This is a genomic window from Kitasatospora sp. RG8, assembly GCF_017813315.1.
GTDB lineage: Bacteria > Actinomycetota > Actinomycetes > Streptomycetales > Streptomycetaceae > Kitasatospora.
The window spans coordinates 108,856-128,916 of sequence record NZ_JAGIYX010000022.1; the positions used below are offsets into that span (position 1 = coordinate 108,856).

The window sequence follows — 20,061 nt, forward strand, 5'->3', positions numbered from 1 at the left end:
CCGTGAACGCGACCGGCACCGGTGAGCCCGGCACCAGCACCGTCCGCAACCCCGCCACCGGCGAGCCGGTCGCCGACGTCCCGGACACCACGCCCGAGCGGCTCGACGCCGCTGTCCAGCGCGCCGTCAAGGCCCAGCAGGGCTGGGCCGCCCTCGCCCCGGGTGAACGGGCCCGGCTGCTGCGGCGGTTCGCCGACCAGGTCGACGTGCACGTCCCGGAGCTGGCCGCCCTGGAGGTGACCGAGGCCGGCCACACCGTCGGCAACGCCCGCTGGGAGGCCGGCAACGTCCGCGACCTGCTGGAGTACGCCGCCGGGGGAGTCGAGCGGCTGACCGGCCGGCAGATCCCGGTGGCCGGCGGTCTGGACGTCACCTTCCACGAGCCGGTCGGGGTGGTCGGCGTCATCGCCCCGTGGAACTTCCCGATGCCGATCGCCGCCTGGGGCTTCGCCCCCGCCCTCGCCGCGGGCAACGCGGTGCTGCTCAAACCCGCCGAGGCGACCCCGCTGACCGCGCTGCGGCTGGCCGAACTCGCCCTGGCCGCCGGGCTGCCGGAGGGGCTCCTCCAGGTCGTCCCCGGCGCCGGCGGCACCACCGGCCGGGCACTGGTGGACCACCCGGCGGTCCGCAAGATCGTCTTCACCGGCTCCACCGTGGTCGGCAAGGAGGTGGCCGCCCGCTGCGCCGCCCGCGCCAAGCGGGTCACCCTCGAACTCGGCGGCAAGAGCCCGAACATCGTCTTCGCCGACGCCGACCTCTCCCGCGCCGCCGACCCGATGTCCTTCCTCGACAACAGCGGCCAGGACTGCTGCGCCCGCAGCCGCATCCTGGTCCAGCGCGAGGTCTACGACGACTTCCTGGCCCACCTGCTGCCCGCCGTCGAGGCCGTCCGCACCGGCGACCCGGCCGACCCGCGGACGCAGCTCGGCCCGCTGATCTCCGCCGCCCAGGTCCGCCGGGTCGCCTCCTACGTCACCCCCGACCTGCCGGTGCTGGCCCGCGCCGCGGTGCCCGACGGCCCCGGCTTCTGGTACCCGCCCACGGTGCTGGCGCCCGCGCAGGCCGACGCGCCCGTCGTCACCGAGGAGATCTTCGGCCCCGTCGCCGTGGTCCTGCCCTTCGACGGCGAGGCCGACGCGCTGCGCCTCGCCAACGCCACCCGCTACGGCCTCTCCGGCTCCATCTGGACCAGGGACGTCGGCCGGGCCCTGCGCATGGCCCGCGGCGTCGCGGCGGGCAACCTGTCGGTCAACTCGCACTCCTCGGTGCGCTACTGGACGCCCTTCGGGGGCTTCGGCGAGTCCGGGATCGGCCGGGAGCTGGGGCCGGACGCGCTGGCGCACTTCACCGAGACCAAGAACGTCTTCATCCAGAGCGAGGAGTAGGAGCCGGCATGACCGAGAAGGCCCCGAAGCCGGAGCAGGGCGGCCCGGTCTGCCGGCGCCTGGCCGGCCGCACCGCCGTGATCACCGGCGCGGGCAGCGGCATCGGCCTGGCCGCCGCCCGCAGGCTCGCCACCGAGGGCGCGAAGGTGGTCTGCGCCGACATCGACGAGGTGACGGGCCGGGCCGCCGCGAAGGAGACCGGCGGCCTCTTCGTGCACACCGACGTCACCGACCCGTACATGGTCGAGGCGCTCTTCGACGAGGCCTACGAGACGTACGGCAGTGTCGACGTCGCGTTCAACAACGCGGGGATCTCGCCGCCGGAGGACGACTCCATCCTGACCACCGGGCTGGACGCCTGGCGGAAGGTCCAGGAGGCCAACCTGACCTCCGTGTACCTCTGCTGCAGGGCGGCGCTGCCCTACATGCGACGGCACGGGCGCGGCTCGATCATCAACACCGCCAGCTTCACGGCCCGGATGGGCGCGGCGACCTCGCAGATCTCCTACACCGCGTCCAAGGGCGGGGTGCTGGCGATGTCGCGGGAGCTGGGCGTGCAGTTCGCCCGCGAGGGCATCCGGGTCAACGCGCTCTCGCCCGGGCCGGTGGACACGCCGCTGCTGCGGGAGCTCTTCGCCAAGGACCCGGAACGGGCGGCCCGGCGGCTGGTGCACGTCCCGCTCGGCCGCTTCGCCCGCCCGGAGGAGATCGCCGCCGCGGTCGCCTTCCTGGCCAGCGACGACTCCTCGTTCATCACGGCGAGCGAGTTCCTGGTCGACGGTGGCATCACGGGGGCCTATGTGACGCCCCTCTAGGCCCGCCCGGTCCGGGGGCCGGGGCCGGGGCTGCGGCCGGCCTGCACGCCGGGGCCCTGGTGGAGGCGTTCGCCGTGCCGGAGGAGTCCTTCGAGGGGGTGGCCGTCGCCTCGGCCGACTACCTCGCGGCGTACGACGACCCGGAGGGGCCTGGCACCGGACGCCCCCGCCGGCCGGGCGGGAGGGGTGCTGAGGGCGGGGCCGCGGCTTCTCACCGGAATCTCATGGAAAATGCCGGGAATTGGGCGTCCCGCTGATATCGCGTTTATCCGGCTGCCTTTAGATTCTCTGTCGTGAGTGAGCAGATCCCTGCCGGGTGGTACCCGGACCCGAAGGACATCACCAGCGATCCGAGGCCACAGCGCTGGTGGGACGGCACCGGCTGGACGGCCAGCACCCGGCCCGCACCCTCGGACGCCCCGCCGTCGGAGCCCCCGCCGTCGGAGCCCCCGCCGTCGGAGCCCCCGGCGCCGGAGCCCGCGGTGGCGCAGGCCCCGGGGCCGGACGCGACCGCCGAGACCCCGGTGCTGGAGGGGGAGGTGCTGGGGAGCGGGCCGACGGTCCGCTACCCCGAGCCGCCCCCCTTCGGCACCGCCTACGGCACGCCCGCACCACCGTCGCCGAAGCGGCGCCGCAAGCCGTCGAAGCTGGTGGCCGCGACCGCCGTGGCGGCGGTGCTCGGGCTGGCCGTCGGCTCCGGCGTCACCTACCTGGCGATGGACGGCCACGGGGAGACGCGGGCCTCGCACCGCACCGCCCGGCCCGCGCCGTACGGCCAGGACGCCCCCTGGGGCGATCTGCCCGACCTCGGCGGCCCGGGCGGCAACGGCGGCAGCGGGGACGGCAAGGGCGGCGGCAACGGCAACGGCAACGGCAACGGCACCGGGAAGGGCAAGGGGAACGGCAAGGCCGGCACCGCCGCCGACCTGGTGAACCGGATCACCCTGCCCGTCCCGGCCGGCTGGGAGGGCGGCACCACCAAGGAGGGCTTCGCGGCGCTGAGCGTGGGCGCGTACACCTGCGACGGCGGCGGCTCCTGTTCGCTCGGCGGCGCCAACACCGGTGTGATCGACGGCGGTGGCACCGACGTCCGGGCGGCGGCCAAGGCCGACATCGAGAAGGCGGCCAAGGACTCGTACAACGACCTCAACTCGCACGAGGAGCTGAAGTCGGAGGCGATAAAGGTCGACGGCCGGGACGGCTACCTGGTCCGCTGGAAGGTCGACGCGGCGAAGGGCAACGACGGCTACGTGCAGACCGTGGTCTTCCCGTCCGCGGACGGCAAGGCGCTGGTCTCCGTCCACCTGGGCTTCGACATCGCCGACAAGGCGCCGGACGTCGCCGTGATGGACACCATCGTCAAGGGCATCGCCGACTACACCGGCAAGGTGCCCCCCTTCCCGGGCGGCGGGGGTGGCTCCGGCCCGGACGGGTCCGGCAACACCTGACCGCGCTGCTCCGCTCACGCACGGCGGCCCACCCGGAACGTCCGGGTGGGCCGCCGTCGTGTCGGGCGGTCCCGTCCCGTCCGGCGGGACGGGACCGCCCTTCTGCGCAGGGGTGGGTCACCGGGCCCGGACCGCACGGGGGTCGGTGGGCGGTCCGGCCCCGGTTCCGGCGGTCAGGCGTCGCGTCGAACAGCCTCGAAGCGACGGCGCCGGAGCACCATGCCGGCCCAGCCGACGCCGATGGCGGCGGCGCCGGCGAGCAGCAGCGGGCCGGTGGCCGAGCCGCCGACGGCGGCGCTGGCGGTCGGGACGACCGCGCCGGCCGGCTCGTTGGCGTTGCCGCCGTGCCCGTGGTGGGAGACGGTCGACTTGGCGAGGCCCGCGGTGATCTGGTCCTCGCTCGGCGCGGCCGGAGCCTGCGCGGCCAGGGCGGAGACCGGCTGCCCGGCGGTGGCGGCCTTGCCGAAGTCGATGTCGGAGCAGCTGTAGAAGGCCTCGGGGCTGTCGGTGCGCTGCCAGACCGTGTACAGCAGCTGGCGGCCGGTGCGCTGCGGCAGCGTGCCGGTGTAGTTGTAGTAGCCGTTGTCGGAGGTCCGGCTGGTCGGCACCACCGCGACCGGGGTCGGGTCCAGGTCGGACCACTTCAGCGGCTGGGTCGGGTCCCAGCTCTGCTTGGTGATGTAGACGGTCTGGTTGCCCTGGTGCGGCGCGGTGACGCGGAACTTGAAGGCGAGGCTGCCGGCGCTCACCGGGGTGGCGGGCCAGTCGGCGCGCGGCAGGTCGAGCGCCTTGTACTTGTCCCGGTTGGCCGAGCAGAGCTTGCCGTCCGGGATCAGCGCCTGGTGGTGGCCGTCCGCGTTGGCGATGTTGACCTCGTTCCAGTCGTAGAGCGGCTGGGTGCCGCTCATTGCCACGAGGTCCTTGCAGATCTGGGACTTGGGGGTCTCCGGGCCTTCGGCGTAGCAGGCGGCGACCCGGCTGACCGGTCCGGTCATCGTGCCGTGGGCGCCGGCGGTGCCGGCGGTGGTGGCCGACACGGCGAGGACCGCGGCGCCGATCACGCCGACGGACAGGGCAGTTCGCTTGATGGACATGGGGTGGGGACTCCTTGACCGTGTTCCGGGCCGATGCGTGGGGGATGGACACGTCTGCCCTGGGGCCGCCGACCCGGCGCGCGGGCCCCGGCCAGAGCGTATGATTGGACTAGACCAACTGGCAATAGCCCGTTGTGGGACACTTTTTGACGGACTGTAGCCGTAAGCGCAGCACAAAGGCCCGACGGGAAGCCGGAGTTAGGCATCCCATCGGGCCTGCTTAAGGCGGGGGAAAGGTCGTCGGCCGTGCGGCCGCCCGGTCGGGTGGCGGGCCGGCCGTCGGGGTCAGAGGAACGTCTTCCCCTCGCCCCGGTAGGTCGGGACGGTCCGCACCACCGCGTCGCCCTCGATCAGGTGCAGCTCGGCGAAGCGCTCGCACAGCTCGCCCGCCTTGGCGTGCCGGAACCAGACCCGGTCGCCGATCAGCAGGTCGTCGGCGGCCGCGCCGAGCAGCGGGGTCTGCACCTCGCCGGCGCCCTCCATCGGGTCGTAGCGCAGCCCCTGCGGCAGGTACGGCACCGGCGAGCGGTCCGGGCCGGCCACGCCGGAGGCCGGGTAGCCGCCGCCGAGGACCGTCACCACGCCGACCCCGGGCCGGCGCACCACCGGCTGGCCGAACAGCGCGGCCGGGCGCCCCCGGAAGGAGCGGTAGTTGTCGAACAGCCGCGGCACGTACAGCCCGGAGCCGGCCGCCACCTCGGTGACCGCCCGCTCGGCGACGGTCGACTCGACGCTGCCGGTGCCGCCGCCGTTGACGAACTCCAGCTCGGCCACCCGCCGCAGCTGGCGGACCACCTCGGCGCGGCGCGCGGCGAGCTCGGTCCGCGCCTTGGCCTGCATCAGCCGGACCACCCGCGAACGGACCGGCCGCCCGGGCACGTCGTCGCCCACGCCGGCGATGTGCCCCTCGTACGCCATCAGCCCGACCACCCGGAACCCCCGGCGGCGCTGCACCAGTTCGGCGAGGGCGGCCACGTCCTCGGGCGTGCGCAGCGGCGAGCGCCGGGCGCCGACCCGGACCCGGCCGCCCAGCAGGTGCAGCGCGGTGTCCAGCTCCAGGCAGACCCGCACCTCGGCGGAGCCGGCCCTGGCGGCGTCGATCAGGTCGAGCTGGGCCGGGTCGTCCAGCAGCACGGTGACGCCGGCGGCCAGCTCCGGGTCGGCGGTCAGTTCGGCGAAGCCGGCCCGGTCGGCGGAGGGGTAGGCGAGCAGGACGTCGCGCACGCCCGTGCGGGCCAGCCAGAGCGACTCGGCGAGGGTGAAGCTCATCACCCCGGCGAAGCCCTCCAGCGCCAGTACCCGCTCCAGCAGGGCCCGGCAGCGCACCGACTTGCTGGCCACCCGGACGGGTTTGCCCGCGGCCCGGCGCACCAGGTCGGCGGCGTTGGCGTCGAAGGCCTCCAGGTCGACGACGGCCACGGGGCCGTCGAGGTGGGCGGTGGCTCGGTCGTACCGGGCGCGGTCGGCCGCTGGCGAGGGGGTGGGCGCGGTACGGGCAGCAGCTTCGAGCGTGGCCATGGCCGCACCTTGCCACACCCTCCCTACCGCCGGGTAGGGGTCGGACGCGGGACCTTCGGACCGTGTGGCCGCGGGGCGGGGTGGCATAGGGTCGGCCTGGTGGAGCGCAAGAACATCCCGAACCCAGGATTCGCCGCCGACGACGGCACCGCCGACCCCGCGCTGGCCGAGGCGCTCGCGCGCTGGTCGCAGGACCGCACGGCCGAACCGGAGCTGCTCGCCGCGCTGGCGCCGACCCGGCTGATGGTCCCGATCGTGGCCGTCCTCGGCGAGGTCGAGGTGGACGAGCACGGGCACAAGCACGAGAAGACCAGTGACATGGCCGTCCCGGTGGTCGAGGCCGCCGACGGCCGGCGCGCGCTGCCGGCCTTCACCTCGATGGAGACAATGGCCCGCTGGCGCGCCGACGCCCGCCCGGCGCCGGTCGCCGCGCCGCAGGCCGCGATGGTCGCCTTCTCGGAGCGGGCCGACACCCTGCTGGTCGACCCGGCCGGCCCGGTGACGTACCGGCTGTCCGGCGCCCGGCTGCGCGCGCTGGCGGAGAACCGGCCGTACCTGCCGCCGCTGGACGACCCCGAGGTGCGGGAGGCCGTCCGGGCGCTGCTGGCGGCCGAGCCGGAGGTGGTGAGCGGTCTGCTGGCGCCGTACCAGGACGGTGACGGGCTGCTCGCCGTGGTCTTCGACCCGGCGCTGGACCAGGCGGGCGTGCAGGCGGCCGCGGAGCGGGTGGGCCGGGCGGTGGCCGCCGACCCGGTGCTGCGGGTCCGGCTCGACCGGGGCCTGAGCCTGGCGGTGCTGCCCGCCGGCGTCGCGCTGCCGGGCGAGCCGCTCCACCGGCGCTGAACGCGCGGGTGCCCCCTCGGACCGGGTCCGAGGGGGCACCGCCGTGTCCGGGGAGGGGTCAGGCGTAGACGGGGCCGGTGAACTTCTCGCCCGGGCCCGCGCCCGGCGCGTCCGGGACGAGGGAGGCCTCGCGGAAGGCCAGCTGGAGCGACTTCAGGCCGTCCCGCAGCGGGGCGGCGTGGAAGTTGCTGATCTCGGGGGCGCCGGCGGTGACCAGCCCGGCCAGCGCGGTGATGAGCTTGCGCGCCTCGTCGAGGTCCTTGTCGGCCTCGCCGCCCTCGGCCAGGCCGCACTTCACGGCGGCGGCGCTCATCAGGTGCACCGCGACGGTGGTGATCACCTCGACGGCCGGGACCTCGGCGATGTCCCGGGTGAGGTCGTCGAAACCGATCGCCTCGTCGTCCGCGGCGGGGTTCTGGGTGGGCTCGCTGCTCAAGGGGGGCTCGTTCCGTCGTGCCGGTGTCCGTACAGGGCGAGCGTACAAGGGCCGGTGGGAAGGGGCGGAATAGCGTTCGACCCCTGTGGGCTGTATGCTTCGAGACTGACCGGCCAGGAGCCCTGAGGGCGCCCGGCCAGCAAGAGGAGGCTCCACCCAGGAGGCCCGAGAGGGCAACCGCGAAAGTCTCCCACCCGATCGGCCTCGCGGTCGACGGGTCCGGTCCGCGACGGGCGCCCAGGCGCCGAGTCGCCCGCAGCGTCCCTCACCGGACGCGGCCCCCGGTTGTGTGGAGCCCCGCTTGTACCGAGCGGGGCTTTTTTCGTGTCGCGGTGCATGCAGTGCCTAGCAGCAAGTCAGGCAGCGCAGCACGAATGAAGCCCCGCCCAGTGGTCGAGTCCACTACGTGCGACCGCCGTCCGACGGCCGCATCGCAGAAGGTGCAACCGAGGAGGCCCCATCAGCACCGAGCCCCGCATCAACGACCGGATTCGCGTCCCCGAGGTGCGACTCGTCGGTCCCAGCGGCGAGCAGGTCGGCATCGTGCCGCTTGCCAAGGCGCTGGAGCTCGCGCAGGAGTACGACCTCGACCTGGTCGAGGTCGCGGCGACCGCCCGGCCGCCGGTGTGCAAGCTCATGGACTACGGCAAGTTCAAGTACGAGTCGGCCATGAAGGCCCGTGAGGCGCGCAAGAACCAGGCGCACACGGTCATCAAGGAGATGAAGCTCCGGCCGAAGATCGACCCGCACGACTATGACACCAAGAAGGGTCACGTCGTCCGGTTCCTCAAGCAGGGCGACAAGGTCAAGATCACGATCATGTTCCGCGGTCGTGAGCAGTCCCGCCCCGAGCTGGGCTTCCGACTGCTGCAGCGGCTGGCGAACGACGTCCAGGACCTGGGCTTCGTGGAGTCCTCGGCCAAGCAGGACGGCCGAAACATGATCATGGTTCTCGGCCCGCACAAGAAGAAGACCGAGGCGATGGCCGAGGCCCGCGCCCTCGCGGACGCCCGCAAGGCCGAGCGCCAGGGCCGGACCACCGGCCCCGACGACGCCGAGGTCGACGAGGACGCAGCGCTTGAGGCCGAGAACGCCGCGGCCGAGGCGGAGGCCGACACGGCCGACGACGAGGTCGAGCAGCCGGCCGAGGCCTCCCAGGACGCCTGAGCCTTCACGGCCAGGGCGGCCCGGGTGACCGGCCACCAAGGGTGACGGGGCGTCCCGCCCGGTCACCGCAGATCCATCCTTCACGCCCGCGCGGCGCACACCGCGCGGGCGTGGACGGACCGACGAGGAGATACGGCGAAATGCCGAAGCAGAAGACGCACAGTGGCGCCAGCAAGCGCTTCAAGATCAGTGGCTCTGGCAAGGTGCTGCGCGAGCGCGCCGGCCGCCGCCACCTCCTGGAGCACAAGCCCTCGACGCTGACCCGCAAGCTGGCCGGGACCGTCGAGCTGGCCCCCGCTGACGCCAAGAAGATCAAGAAGCTTCTCGGCAAGTGATCGCGCTCCCGCCCGGCGTCAGCCGCGTGCGGGACAGCTGATCCTTCCCGACCCATTCGAATGACGGACCGCGTGAAGTAGTCCGTGGTCCAACCCAAGGAGTAATCAAGTGGCACGCGTCAAGCGGGCAGTCAACGCCCACAAGAAGCGCCGGGTCATCCTGGAGCGCGCCAGCGGCTACCGTGGCCAGCGCTCGCGCCTGTACCGCAAGGCCAAGGAGCAGGTCACCCACTCGCTGGTCTACAACTTCAACGACCGCAAGAAGCGCAAGGGCGACTTCCGTCAGCTGTGGATCCAGCGCATCAACGCTGCGGCCCGTGTTAACGGCATCACCTACAACCGCTTCGTGCAGGGCCTGAAGGCCGCCAGCGTCGAGATCGACCGCAAGATGCTGGCCGACCTCGCGGTGAACGACCCGGGCGCCTTCGCGTCGCTGGTCGAGGTTGCGCAGAAGGCGCTGCCGGCCGACGTGAACGCCCCGAAGGCCGCCGCCGACGCCGCCTGATCCCCTCCTGGATCAGCAGTCGCACAGACCGGACCCGCAGGCACCTCCTGCGGGTCCGGTTTTGCGTTCCGCCGTCGTCCCGCGTCCCGCCGGGTCCGCGGCCGGGTGCCGCGGCCCCGGGTTCCGCGTGCCGCCGCCGGACGGCGTCCCGGCGTCCTCGCGCCTTTCCGCGTCCGCCGTCGTTGAACTCCCCGGGTGCCGGCCCCGCACCGCCGCCGGCCCCGCACCGCCCGCACCGCACCGCACCGCACCGCACCGCACCGCCACCGGCTCCCCGCCACAGAGACGAGACCATGCCGAGCACCGACACGCCCCTGCTCACCTCCCTGCGCTCGCCGCGCGTCGTCGCCGCCCGCCGGCTCGCCAAGCGGAACCAGCGCACCAAGGAGCGCCGTTTCCTCGCCGAGGGCCCGCAGGCCGTCCGCGAGGCCGTCGCGTTCGGGAAGCTGCCGGGTACGGCCGAGCACGCCGTGGTCGAGGTGTACGCCACCCCGGAGGCCGCCGAGCGGCACGCCGGCATCGTCGACGCCGCCCTCGCCGAGGGCCTGCCGGTGCTCACCGCCACCGACGAGGTCATCGCGGAGATCTGCGACACGGTGACCCCGCAGGGCATCGTGGCGCTCTGCCGCTTCATCGACACGCCGTTCGCCGAGGTGCTCGAGGCCCGCCCGAAGCTGGTCGCCGTGCTCGCCCACGTCCGCGACCCCGGCAACGCCGGCACCGTGCTGCGCACCGCCGACGCGGCCGGCGCGGACGCCGTGGTCCTCACCGACGCCTCGGTGGACCTGTACAACCCGAAGGCCGTCCGGGCCTCCGTCGGCAGCCTGTTCCACCTCCCGGTGGCCGTCGGCGTGCCGGTCGAGGAGGCGGTCGCCCGGCTGCGGGAGGCCGGCGTGCGGGTGCTCGCCGCCGACGGCGCGGGGGAGCGCGACCTCGACCAGGAGCTGGACGAGGGCACGCTGGGCGCACCCGGCGCATGGGTGTTCGGCAACGAGGCCTGGGGGCTCCCGGAGGAGACCCGCGCACTCGCCGACGAGGTGGTGCGCGTGCCGATCCACGGACACGCCGAGAGCCTCAACCTGGCCACGGCCGCCGCCGTCTGCCTCTATGCCTCCGCCCGGGCGCAGCGCTCGCCCGGAGGGTGTCGCGCACAGGGCCAGGGGCGCTAGGGTCTGCCTCGGTGGGGGGAAAGACACGGTGGGTAATCGGGGAGGACACCCATGGTCGGCAGCAGGCCAGAGCTCGATCCGGACGACCTGCCGGACGGCCTGGTGGTCGCCGACGCCCGGGGCCGGGTGGTCTGCTTCAACCGGGCCGCCGCCCGGCTGACCGGCATCCGCCCGCAGGCCGTGCTCGGCAGCCCGCTGGAGGAGGCCCTCCCGCTGGAGGACCTCGACGGCCGCCGCTGGTGGCAGCTGACCGACCCGTACGGCGGCCTGGCGGTCCGCACCAGCCAGCCGGAGCGCAACCTGCTGCTGCCCGGCGGCCGTGAGGTGCTGGTCTCCGCCCGGTACGTGCGGGAGTGCCCGCAGGGGCCGCTGGAGCGGCTGGTGATCGCCCTGCGCGGCACCGAGGCGCGCCGCCGGACCGAGCGCAGCCACGCCGAGCTGATCGCCACCGTTGCGCACGAGCTGCGCTCGCCGCTCACCAGCGTCAAGGGGTTCACGGCGACGCTGCTGGCCAAGTGGGAGCGGTTCACCGACGGGCAGAAGCGGCTGATGCTGGAGACCGTCGACGCGGACGCCGACCGGGTCACCCGGCTGATCGCCGAGCTGCTCGACATCTCCCGGATCGACGCCGGCCGGCTGGAGCTGCGCAAGCAGGTGGTCGACCTGGCCGCGGCGGTGCGCCGGCACGTGGAGCGCAAGGTCGCCACCGGCATCCCCGAGGACCGCTTCGACATCCGGATCGGCGGGCCGCTCACCGTGCTCTGGGCGGACCCGGACAAGGTCGACCAGGTGCTGGGCAACCTGCTGGAAAATGCGGTGCGCCACGGTGAGGGAACTGTCACGATCGAGGTGGCACCGGCCAAGGAGGTCGTCGAGGCACCCGTCTGGGAGCGCTCGGGCACCCCGCCCCGCACCGTGGAAGGCACCGCAGTCACCGTGAGCGACGAAGGAACGGGCATCCCCGAGGAGTCGATGCCGCGCGTCTTCACCCGCTTCTGGCGCGGCTCCAAGCGCGGCGGCACGGGCCTGGGCCTCTACATCGTCAAGGGCATCGTGGAGGCCCACGGCGGCTCGATCCGCGTCGACCGCGCGCCCGGCGGCGGCGCCCGGTTCCGATTTATCCTGCCCGCCGGGGTGCCCGACTTCATGCTCTGAAGGAGCACGAGCGACGAACACGACCGCGTGTGAGTCGAGGGCCCGGCGGGCACCGAGGCAGCCGCGCTACGCGCTGCGACTACACTCGACCTTTGGCGTTGCGCAACGCCCTGCGCGGCCGTGCCGCGGACAACCTCCCCGGGAACCGAGGCGGGGGCTGCCCGTGCCCCGGCCACGCCGGGCGTGACGCGAAGGTCGCGAGCCCCCCTTTACCTGAGCACGGACGAGCAGGAGCACGGGAAAGATAGAGATGTCGGCACCCAACAAGTCGTACGACCCGGTCGAGGTCGAGGCCCTCAAGCCCGAGGTGGTGGAGCAGGCCCGGGACGAGGCCGTGCAGGCCTTCGCCGCCGCCGCCTCCCTCGACGAGCTGAAGCAGGCCAAGGTCGCCCACACCGGCGACCGCTCCGCGCTCTCCCTCGCCAACCGCGAGATCGGCGCCCTGCCCCCGCACGCCAAGGCCGCCGCCGGCAAGCTGATCGGGCAGGCCCGCGGCGCCGTCAACCAGGCCCTCGCCAAGCGCCAGGCCGAGCTGGAGGCGGAGCGCGACGCCCGCGTGCTGGTCGAGGAGGCGGTGGACGTCACGCTGCCCTACGACCGCGCGCCGCGCGGCGCCCGGCACCCGCTGACCACGCTGGCCGAGCGCATCGAGGACACCTTCGTCGCGATGGGCTACCAGGTCGCCGAGGGCCCCGAGGTCGAGGCGGAGTGGCTGAACTTCGACGCCCTCAACCTGGGCCCGGACCACCCGGCCCGCTCGATGCAGGACACCTTCTTCGTCCAGGCCCCGGACGGCTCCGCCGACTCCGGCGTGGTGCTGCGCACCCAGACCTCCCCGGTCCAGGCCCGCACGATGCTCGACCGCGAGCCCCCCGTCTACGTCGTCTGCCCCGGCCGGGTCTACCGGACGGACGAGCTCGACGCCACCCACACCCCGGTCTTCCGGCAGGTCGAGGGCCTGGCCGTGGACGAGGGCATCACCTTCGCCGACCTCAAGGGCACCATCGAGCAGCTGGTCTCCAAGCTGATCGGCGACGGCCTGGAGCTGCGCTGGCGCCCCTCGTACTTCCCGTTCACCGAGCCGAGCGCCGAGATCGACCTGCAGTGCTTCGTCTGCCGCGGCGAGTCCGTCGGCAACCCGGACAAGCCGTGCCGGACGTGCTCCTCGGAGGGCTGGATCGAGCTCGGCGGCTGCGGCGTCGTCAACCCGCGGGTGCTGGTCGCCTGCGGCGTCGACCCGAACCGCTACAGCGGGTTCGCCTTCGGCCTGGGCCTGGAGCGGATCCTGATGAACCGTCACAACGTCGCCGACATGCGCGACATGGTCGAGGGTGACGTGCGCTTCACCCTCCCGTTCGGGATGGAGATCTGATGCGCGTCCCGCTTTCCTGGCTGCGCGAGTACGTCGACCTGCCGGCCGGCGAGACCGGCCGCGACGTGGCGGAGCGGCTGGTCCGGGCCGGCCTGGAGGTCGAGACCGTCGAGCAGATCGGCGCCGACCTCAAGGGCCCGCTGGTGGTCGGCCAGGTGCTCTCCATCGAGGAGCTGACCGGCTTCAAGAAGCCGATCCGGCACTGCTTCGTCAACGTCGGCGACGCCAACGGCACCGGCGAGCCGCAGGAGATCGTCTGCGGCGCGACCAACTTCGCGGTCGGCGACAAGGTCGTCGTCGTGCTCCCGGGCGCCGTGCTGCCCGGCCCGTTCCCGATCGCCGCCCGGCAGACCTACGGCCACACCTCGGCCGGCATGATCTGCTCCGCCCGCGAGCTGGGCATGGGCGACGACCACAACGGCATCATCGTGCTCCCGCCCGAGTACGAGCCCGGCACCGACGCGATCGAGCTGCTCCAGCTGGTCGACGAGGTGCTGGACATCGCCGTCACCCCGGACCGCGGCTACTGCCTCTCCATGCGCGGCGTGGCCCGCGAGGCCGCCGCCGCGTACGGGCTGCCGCTGGCCGACCCGGCGCTGCTCGACGTGCCGCCGGCCAACTCCTACGGCTACCTGGTCAAGGTCGCCGACCCGGCCGGCTGCGACCGCTTCGTGGCCCGCACCGTGGTCGGCCTCGACCCGGCCGCCAAGTCGCCGATCTGGCTCCAGCGCCGCCTCCAGAAGGCCGGCATCCGCCCGATCTCGCTGGCCGTCGACATCACCAACTACGTGATGCTGGAGGTCGGCCAGCCGCTGCACGCCTACGACAAGCAGCGGGTCGACGGCCCGATCCTGGTCCGCCGGGCCGAGGACGGCGAGACCCTCACCACCCTCGACGGCGTCAAGCGCAAGCTCTCCGCCGAGGACCTGCTGATCTGCGACAACAGCGGCCCGATCGGCCTGGCCGGTGTCATGGGCGGCGCCTCCACCGAGATCCTCGACCCGGCCGCCGGCCCGGGCACCACCGAGGTGATCATCGAGGCGGCGCACTTCGACCCGGTCGCCATCGCCCGCGGCGCCAAGCGGCACAAGCTGCCGTCCGAGGCGTCCAAGCGCTTCGAGCGCGGCGTCGACCCGGAGGCCGCCCGCGCCGCCGCGCAGCGCGCCGTGGACCTGCTGGTGCTGATCGCCGGCGGCACCGCCGAGGCGGGTGTCACCGACATCGCCGCCCCGCACCCGCTGCGCACCATCACCATCGCCGCCGACCTGCCCGACCGGGTCGCCGGCACCGCGTACGGCCGCGAGACCGTCACCCGGCGCCTGCAGGAGATCGGCTGCTCCGTCGCGGGCGCCGACGTCCTGGAGGTCACCCCGCCGACCTGGCGCCCCGACCTCACCGACCCGTACGACCTCGCCGAGGAGGTCATCCGCCTGGAGGGGTACGACAACGTCCCCGCCCGGATGCCCACCGTGCCGCCGGGCAAGGGCCTGACCGAGGCCCAGCGCACCCACCGCCGGGTCGGTGTCGCGCTGGCCGCCGCCGGCTACGTCGAGGTGAACAACTACCCGTTCGTCGGCGAGGCCGCGTTCGACGCGCTCGGCCTGGAGAAGGACGACCGGCGCCGCCGCACGGTGAAGCTGGTCAACCCGCTCAACGACGAGGAGCCGGCGCTGCGCACCACGCTGCTGCCGGGCCTGCTCGGGGCGCTGCGCCGCAACGTCGGCCGCGGCAACACCGACCTGGCGGTCTTCGAGACGGGCACCGTCTTCCTCCCGAAGGACGAGCTGTCCGTCGCGCCGCGCCCGGCCGTCGACCGCCGTCCGAGCGACGAGGAGCTGGCCGCGCTGGACGCCGCGCTGCCGCACCAGCCGCGCCGGGTCGCCGTCGCCCTCGCGGGCGAGCGGCTGCCGTCCGGCTGGTGGGGCAAGGGCGCCCAGGCAGGCTGGGCGGACGCCGTCGAGGCGGCCCGCACGGTCGCCCGGGCCGCCGGCGTCGAGCTGACCGTGCGCCAGGGGCAGCTGCTGCCCTGGCACCCGGGCCGCTGCGCCGAGCTGGTCGTGGCCGGCACCGACCGCGTGGTCGGCCACGCGGGTGAGCTGCACCCGCGCGTGGTCAAGGCGCTCGGGCTGCCGGAGCGCACCGCCGCGATGGAGCTCGACGTGGACCTGCTGACCGAGGACGGAACCGGGCGGGTTTCCGGCCCGGCGGTCTCCGGCTTCCCGGTGGCCACCCAGGACGTCGCGCTGATCGTGGACTCCGCCGTCCCGGCCGCCGAGGTCGAGGCCGCGCTGCGCAACGGCGCCGGCGAGCTGCTGGAGGCCATCCGGCTGTTCGACGTGTTCACCGGCGAGCAGGTCGGCGAAGGCAAGAAGTCGCTGGCGTACGCGCTGCGCTTCCGCGCCACCGACCGGACGCTGACCGCCGACGAGGCCACCGCCGCCCGTGAGGCGGCCGTCGCCGAGGCCGTCGCCCGTACGGGTGCGGTGCTGCGCGGCGCCTGACGCGCAACGCCCGAAGGGCCCCGCCGGATCCCGGATCCGGCGGGGCCCTTCGTCGTTCCCGACTTGACGCGGCGTCGGATATCTTCTTAACTCATTAACTATGGAAGTAGATAAACCGCAGCAGGGGGACCAGCCCTCGCCGATCGAGTTCCGCCTGGACCCGGCCTCCGGCGTCCCGACCTACCTCCAACTGGTGCAACAGGTCGAACAGGCGCTGCGGATGGGCTGGCTGACGGAGGGCGACCGGCTGCCCCGGGTGCGCGAGGTGGTGGCGGGGCTGGCGATCAACCCCAACACCGTGCTCAAGGCGTACCGCGAGCTGGAACACCGGGGGCTGGCCGCCGGTCGGCGCGGCCAGGGCACCTTCGTCCGCGGGCTGCCCGCCGGCGTCGTGCCGCTGCGCGAACGGGCCGCGCTGCGGCGGGGGTTGCTCGACTGGCTGCGCACCGCGCGGGCGGCCGGGCTGGACGAGGAGGGAATGGCCGCGGTGTTCGAGGACGCGCTGCGCGACCTCCGCGAGGGACGGGACGGGGTGGTGGCGTGAAGGCGCCCGACACGGTGATCGACTGCGGTGGGCTGGGCAAGCGCTACCGCCGCTCCTGGGCGCTGCGGGACTGCCATCTCGCCGTCCCCGCCGGGCACGTGGTGGCCCTGGTCGGCCCTAACGGCGCCGGCAAGTCCACGCTGCTCAACCTGGCCGCAGGCCTGACCGCCCCGACCGAGGGCGCCCTGACCGTGCTCGGCGGCGAACCGCCCGGCTCGCCGGGGGCGTTGGACCGGATCGGCTTCGTCGCCCAGAACGCCGCGCTCTACCCGGGCCTGGCCGTCCGCGACCTGCTGCGGATGGGCCGCGGCCTCAACCGGCGCTGGGACGAGGCGCGGGCCCGCACCCACCTGGACGGGCTCGGCATCCCGCTCGACCGCAGGTACGGCCGGCTCTCCGGCGGCCAGCAGGCCCAGGTCTCGCTCGCCCTCGCGCTCGCCAAGCGGCCCGAACTGCTGCTGCTGGACGAACCCCTGGCCGCCCTCGACCCGCTCGCCCGGCACGACTTCATGGCCGTGCTGCTGACCGCCGTCGCCGAGGACGGCCTCTCGGTGATCTTCTCCTCGCACGCCGTCGCCGAGCTGGAGCAGACCTGTGACTACCTGGTGGTGCTGGGCGGCGGCCGGGTCCAGGTCGGCGGAGAGGTGGACGACCTGCTCGGCGGACACCGGATGCTGACCGGTCCCACCGCCGAGGCCGACGCCGTCGCCGCCCGGCTCCCGGTGGTCCGCGACCGGCGGGCCGGCGCCCAGTCCCACCTGCTGGTGCGCACCGGCGGGGTGGACGCCCCCGTCGGCGGCAGCTGGCGCCAGCAGCGCGTCGGCCTGGAGGAGTTGGTGCTCGCCTACCTGCGCGAGCCGGCCGCCTCCGCACTTCCCGGCCCGCGCGGGGCCGTCCGTCGAGACGAGAGGGTTCTGCTGTCATGAGTGCCGTCACCGCCGCTCCCGCCGCCTTGTCCCGCAGCGGGGTGCTCCTCGCGGCGTGGCTCCGCCACCGGTCCTCGGTACGGACGCTGCTGGGTGTGCTCGCCGCCCTGGTCCTGGTGCTCGCCGTCACTGGGTACTTCGTGCACGCGGGGTTCGACCGCTCCGGGGCGGGCGGCTGCGACATGGCGACACGGGCCTGCAACGAACGCTGGAAGGGGTTCCTGCGCGAGTACGGCACCGAGCTGATGGTCGGCGGCAACATCGTCTACCTGCTCGGCGGCGTGCTCGGCGCGTTCGCGGGCGGTCCGCTGCTGGCACGGGAGTTCGAGCACGGCACGGTCCGCTTCGCCTGGACCCAGGGCGCCGGGCGCACCCGGTGGGCGGTGGGCGGGCTGGCCGTCGTGGGCGGTGTGCTGGCGGCCGCGACGGCGGGGGCGGCCGTGGTGGCCCACTGGTGGATCGCGCCGCTGGACGGCTCGGGGAGCCGGTTCGCCCCGCTGCTCTTCGCGAGTGCCCCACCGGCCCTGGTCGGCCGGGTCCTGCTGGTGTTCGGGCTGACCGTGCTCGCGGGCGCGGTGCTGCGCCGGACCGTGGTGGCGGTGGGGATCGGCGTGGCGGCGTCGGTGGTGACCGTCCTGGTCGCCGAGTCGCTGCGGTTCCACTACCGGACCCCGCTGCAGGACACCGTGCACACGCTGGCGCAGTCCTCGGTCGACCACCGCTGGACGGGCGCCAGCTGGATCACCGACCCGGCCGGCAACCGGATCGGCAGCGGCGAGCTCTTCGACCTGGGGCACGACTTCTACGGGGCCCAGAAGCTGGTGAGCGAGGGCGGCTACACCGTGCACGAGACCTACCAGCCGGACGATCGCTACTGGTCGTTCCAGTTCGTCGAGTTCGGCTGGACGGCCGCGGTCGCGGTGGTGCTGTGCGCGGCGGCGCTCTGGTGGGTGCGCCGTCGGGCGGTCTGATGCGCCGGTTTTGAAGATATTCCGTCAAAGGCCTTGCGGGGGTGGGGGATGGGGGCGCTACCTTCTCGTTAGGAAACTTTCCTAACTTCCCCCGAGGAAACGGAGCGTCGAATGCGCCCCCAGCACCACCGTGCCCTCCGCATAGCCCTCGCCGCCGCCCTGGTGGCCGCGCCCGCCACGGTCGCGGCCGCCGGGGCCGCCCAGGCCGCCCCCGCGGCCGCGTCGGCCGTCCAGCTCAAGGGAGCCGGACTGGACGACCCGCACAAGAAGGACATCGCGATGCAGCTGGTGTCCAGCGCCGAGAACTCCTCGCTGGACTGGAAGGCCCAGTACAAGTACATCGAGGACATCAAGGACGGCCGCGGCTACACCGCCGGCATCATCGGCTTCTGTTCCGGCACCGGCGACATGCTCGACCTGGTCGAGCACTACACCGACCTCAAGCCCGGCAACGTCCTCGCCAAGTACCTCCCCGCGCTGCGCAAGGTCAACGGCACCGAGTCGCACGCCGGCCTCGGCTCCGCCTTCGAGCGCGACTGGGCGACCGCCGCCAAGGACGGCGTCTTCCAGCAGGCCCAGAACGACGAGCGCGACCGCGTCTACTTCAACCCCGCCGTCAACCAGGCCAAGGCCGACGGCCTGCGCGCGCTCGGCCAGTTCGCCTACTACGACGCCATCGTCATGCACGGCCCCGGCACCGACTCGACCAGCTTCGGCGGAATCCGCAAGACCGCCATGAAGAAGGCCAAGACCCCGGCCCAGGGCGGCGACGAGGCCACCTACCTCAAGGCCTTCCTGGACGCCCGCCGCGCCGCGATGAAGACCGAGGAGGCCCACTCCGACACCAGCCGCGTCGACACCGAGCAGCTGGTCTTCCTCAACGCCAAGAACTTCGACCTGAACCCGCCGCTCAAGTGGAAGGTCTACGGCGACAGCTACGCCATCAACAGCTGATCCCACGCCATCCCCGCGGCGGGGCGCCGGTGTGCCCGGCCCCCGCCGCGGGGCACGCGCGTTAATCCGGATGACGCCCGAACGGACGTGCTGCTAGCGTCCCGGGTGTGGCAAAGCTGAACCAGATCATCGCCGTCGAAAAGGGCGTCAAGTCGAAGTCCTTCCAGGAGCTGACGCACTCCCACCAGGACCTGCAGAAGCCCGCGCTGCTGGCCGGCATCTCCCGGACGTACCAGCCCAAGGACGAGGAGGGCGAGGAGCTTCCCCCCGAGTCCACCCGGGTCCAGGTCAAGGCCGAGGACGTCCTGCGGACCACCGCCGCTACCCTGACGCGGCTGTTCGACGTCACCGCGACCAAGGACTGGGCCAACACCGCGGCCCGGGCCGACGTGGTGGTCGACGGGCGGACGCTGGTCGCCGCAGCCCCGGTCACCTACCTGCTCTTCCTGGAGAAGCAGCTCACCGACCTGCGGACCTTCGTCCGCAAGCTGCCCGTGCTGGACGCCTCCGAGGCGTGGAACCTCGACGCCTCCACGGACTCGTGGAAGACCGAGGCGGTGCGCACGATCCGCACCAAGAAGGTCCCGCGCAACCACGTGAAGGCGGAGGCGACGGAGAAGCACCCCGCACAGGTCGAGGTCTACTACGAGGACATCGCGGTCGGCTACTGGACGACGGTGAAGTTCTCCGGGGCCCTTCCGGCCCGGCGGGTGAACGAGCTCCTGGAGCGGGTCGAGAAGCTCCAGCAGGCCGTCCAGTTCGCCCGCGAGGAGGCCAACAGCGCCGAGGTCACCGACCAGCGGGTCGGCGACGCGGTGTTCGGCTACCTGTTCGGGTAGCCCCATGATCGCCCCCGTGTGAGAACGGGGGTGGCGCGAAGAGCGCAAGCTGACACTGAAGTTGAAGCTGACATCAGGGAACAC

The 20,061-nt window shown here is 73.6% G+C and carries 19 protein-coding genes; 16 read left to right on the top strand and 3 right to left on the bottom strand.

What is annotated here, in order from left to right; translation table 11 throughout:
* Positions 1-2: 2 nt before the first annotated feature.
* The 3 genes from J5Y04_RS28060 (at position 3) to J5Y04_RS28070 (ending at position 3,648) form a co-directional block, all read left to right on the top strand.
* A complete protein-coding gene (locus tag J5Y04_RS28060) occupies positions 3-1,385 on the top strand; it encodes an aldehyde dehydrogenase family protein (protein WP_209415244.1) in 1,383 nt (460 codons plus the stop codon).
* An 8-nt stretch (positions 1,386-1,393) separates the two neighbouring features.
* A complete protein-coding gene (locus tag J5Y04_RS28065; protein ID WP_148647652.1) occupies positions 1,394-2,200 on the top strand; it encodes a 3-oxoacyl-ACP reductase in 807 nt (268 codons plus the stop codon).
* A 293-nt stretch (positions 2,201-2,493) separates the two neighbouring features.
* The gene (locus tag J5Y04_RS28070) at positions 2,494-3,648 is read left to right on the top strand and encodes a DUF2510 domain-containing protein (RefSeq protein WP_209415197.1); all 1,155 of its coding nucleotides are present in this window, start codon (positions 2,494-2,496) and stop codon (positions 3,646-3,648) included.
* A 173-nt stretch (positions 3,649-3,821) separates the two neighbouring features.
* Here the strand turns inward: J5Y04_RS28070 and J5Y04_RS28075 are convergent, their stop codons facing one another.
* Together J5Y04_RS28075 and J5Y04_RS28080 are read right to left on the bottom strand one after the other, a co-directional pair.
* Entirely contained in the window at positions 3,822-4,742 is a 921-nt protein-coding gene (locus J5Y04_RS28075) for a lytic polysaccharide monooxygenase (protein ID WP_209415198.1), read from the bottom strand.
* A 285-nt stretch (positions 4,743-5,027) separates the two neighbouring features.
* A complete protein-coding gene (locus J5Y04_RS28080) occupies positions 5,028-6,260 on the bottom strand; it encodes an amino acid deaminase/aldolase (RefSeq protein ID WP_209415199.1) in 1,233 nt (410 codons plus the stop codon).
* Between the two features lie 99 nt (positions 6,261-6,359).
* Between J5Y04_RS28080 and J5Y04_RS28085 the strand changes: the two genes are divergently transcribed.
* On the top strand, positions 6,360-7,103 hold the full coding sequence (locus J5Y04_RS28085; RefSeq protein ID WP_209415200.1) for an SseB family protein: 744 nt from the start codon (positions 6,360-6,362) through the stop codon (positions 7,101-7,103).
* 58 nt (positions 7,104-7,161) lie between these two features.
* Here the strand turns inward: J5Y04_RS28085 and J5Y04_RS28090 are convergent, their stop codons facing one another.
* The gene (locus J5Y04_RS28090) at positions 7,162-7,539 is read right to left on the bottom strand and encodes a DUF1844 domain-containing protein (protein ID WP_209415201.1); all 378 of its coding nucleotides are present in this window, start codon (positions 7,537-7,539) and stop codon (positions 7,162-7,164) included.
* Positions 7,540-7,998: 459 nt separating this feature from the next.
* On the opposite strand from J5Y04_RS28090, the gene infC reads away from it, so the two are divergent.
* From infC to J5Y04_RS28150, 12 genes are all read left to right on the top strand, one after another.
* Complete coding sequence (gene infC, locus J5Y04_RS28095) at positions 7,999-8,706, top strand: translation initiation factor IF-3 (protein ID WP_209415245.1); 708 nt, start codon at positions 7,999-8,001, stop codon at positions 8,704-8,706.
* A gap of 140 nt (positions 8,707-8,846) precedes the next feature.
* Positions 8,847-9,041, top strand: coding sequence for a 50S ribosomal protein L35 (gene rpmI / locus J5Y04_RS28100; protein WP_030055648.1), 195 nt, complete (start codon positions 8,847-8,849; stop codon positions 9,039-9,041).
* Between the two features lie 109 nt (positions 9,042-9,150).
* Entirely contained in the window at positions 9,151-9,546 is a 396-nt protein-coding gene (gene rplT / locus J5Y04_RS28105; protein WP_209415202.1) for a 50S ribosomal protein L20, read from the top strand.
* Positions 9,547-9,839: 293 nt separating this feature from the next.
* A complete protein-coding gene (locus J5Y04_RS28110; RefSeq protein ID WP_209415203.1) occupies positions 9,840-10,715 on the top strand; it encodes an RNA methyltransferase in 876 nt (291 codons plus the stop codon).
* 51 nt (positions 10,716-10,766) lie between these two features.
* Positions 10,767-11,870: an ATP-binding protein gene (locus J5Y04_RS28115; RefSeq protein ID WP_209415204.1), complete on the top strand. Its 1,104-nt coding sequence runs from the start codon at positions 10,767-10,769 to the stop codon at positions 11,868-11,870.
* 250 nt (positions 11,871-12,120) lie between these two features.
* Complete coding sequence (gene pheS, locus J5Y04_RS28120; protein WP_209415205.1) at positions 12,121-13,242, top strand: phenylalanine--tRNA ligase subunit alpha; 1,122 nt, start codon at positions 12,121-12,123, stop codon at positions 13,240-13,242.
* Positions 13,242-15,743 carry a phenylalanine--tRNA ligase subunit beta gene (gene pheT, locus J5Y04_RS28125; RefSeq protein WP_209415206.1) on the top strand — a complete coding sequence of 834 codons (2,502 nt, stop codon included), beginning with the start codon at positions 13,242-13,244 and terminating at the stop codon, positions 15,741-15,743. Before pheS ends, pheT begins: the two co-directional genes overlap by 1 nt.
* 100 nt (positions 15,744-15,843) lie before the next feature.
* Positions 15,844-16,287, top strand: coding sequence for a GntR family transcriptional regulator (locus J5Y04_RS28130; protein WP_209415207.1), 444 nt, complete (start codon positions 15,844-15,846; stop codon positions 16,285-16,287).
* Positions 16,284-17,213 carry an ATP-binding cassette domain-containing protein gene (locus J5Y04_RS28135; protein WP_209415208.1) on the top strand — a complete coding sequence of 310 codons (930 nt, stop codon included), beginning with the start codon at positions 16,284-16,286 and terminating at the stop codon, positions 17,211-17,213. The genes J5Y04_RS28130 and J5Y04_RS28135 overlap by 4 nt, the downstream gene beginning before the upstream one ends.
* Positions 17,210-18,184, top strand: a complete 975-nt coding sequence (locus J5Y04_RS28140; RefSeq protein WP_209415209.1) for an ABC transporter permease subunit — start codon at positions 17,210-17,212, stop codon at positions 18,182-18,184. The genes J5Y04_RS28135 and J5Y04_RS28140 overlap by 4 nt, the downstream gene beginning before the upstream one ends.
* Before the next feature lie 111 nt (positions 18,185-18,295).
* Positions 18,296-19,138, top strand: a complete 843-nt coding sequence (locus tag J5Y04_RS28145) for a chitosanase (protein WP_209415210.1) — start codon at positions 18,296-18,298, stop codon at positions 19,136-19,138.
* A gap of 107 nt (positions 19,139-19,245) precedes the next feature.
* Positions 19,246-19,977 (top strand): hypothetical protein, encoded by a 732-nt coding sequence (locus tag J5Y04_RS28150; RefSeq protein ID WP_209415211.1) that lies wholly within the window; start codon positions 19,246-19,248, stop codon positions 19,975-19,977.
* Positions 19,978-20,061 lie beyond the last annotated feature (84 nt).

Excerpts from the sequence above, each read along its gene's own strand:
- J5Y04_RS28065 (WP_148647652.1), top strand. The coding sequence starts at position 1,394 with ATGACCGAGAAGGCCCCGAAGCCGGAGCAGGGCGGCCCGGTCTGCCGG.
- J5Y04_RS28075 (WP_209415198.1), bottom strand. The coding sequence starts at position 4,742 with ATGTCCATCAAGCGAACTGCCCTGTCCGTCGGCGTGATCGGCGCCGCG.
- J5Y04_RS28080 (WP_209415199.1), bottom strand. The coding sequence starts at position 6,260 with ATGGCCACGCTCGAAGCTGCTGCCCGTACCGCGCCCACCCCCTCGCCA.
- rpmI (WP_030055648.1), top strand. The coding sequence starts at position 8,847 with ATGCCGAAGCAGAAGACGCACAGTGGCGCCAGCAAGCGCTTCAAGATC.
- J5Y04_RS28110 (WP_209415203.1), top strand. The coding sequence starts at position 9,840 with ATGCCGAGCACCGACACGCCCCTGCTCACCTCCCTGCGCTCGCCGCGC.
- J5Y04_RS28115 (WP_209415204.1), top strand. The coding sequence starts at position 10,767 with ATGGTCGGCAGCAGGCCAGAGCTCGATCCGGACGACCTGCCGGACGGC.
- pheS (WP_209415205.1), top strand. The coding sequence starts at position 12,121 with ATGTCGGCACCCAACAAGTCGTACGACCCGGTCGAGGTCGAGGCCCTC.
- pheT (WP_209415206.1), top strand. The coding sequence starts at position 13,242 with ATGCGCGTCCCGCTTTCCTGGCTGCGCGAGTACGTCGACCTGCCGGCC.
- J5Y04_RS28130 (WP_209415207.1), top strand. The coding sequence starts at position 15,844 with ATGGAAGTAGATAAACCGCAGCAGGGGGACCAGCCCTCGCCGATCGAG.
- J5Y04_RS28140 (WP_209415209.1), top strand. The coding sequence starts at position 17,210 with ATGAGTGCCGTCACCGCCGCTCCCGCCGCCTTGTCCCGCAGCGGGGTG.
- J5Y04_RS28145 (WP_209415210.1), top strand. The coding sequence starts at position 18,296 with ATGCGCCCCCAGCACCACCGTGCCCTCCGCATAGCCCTCGCCGCCGCC.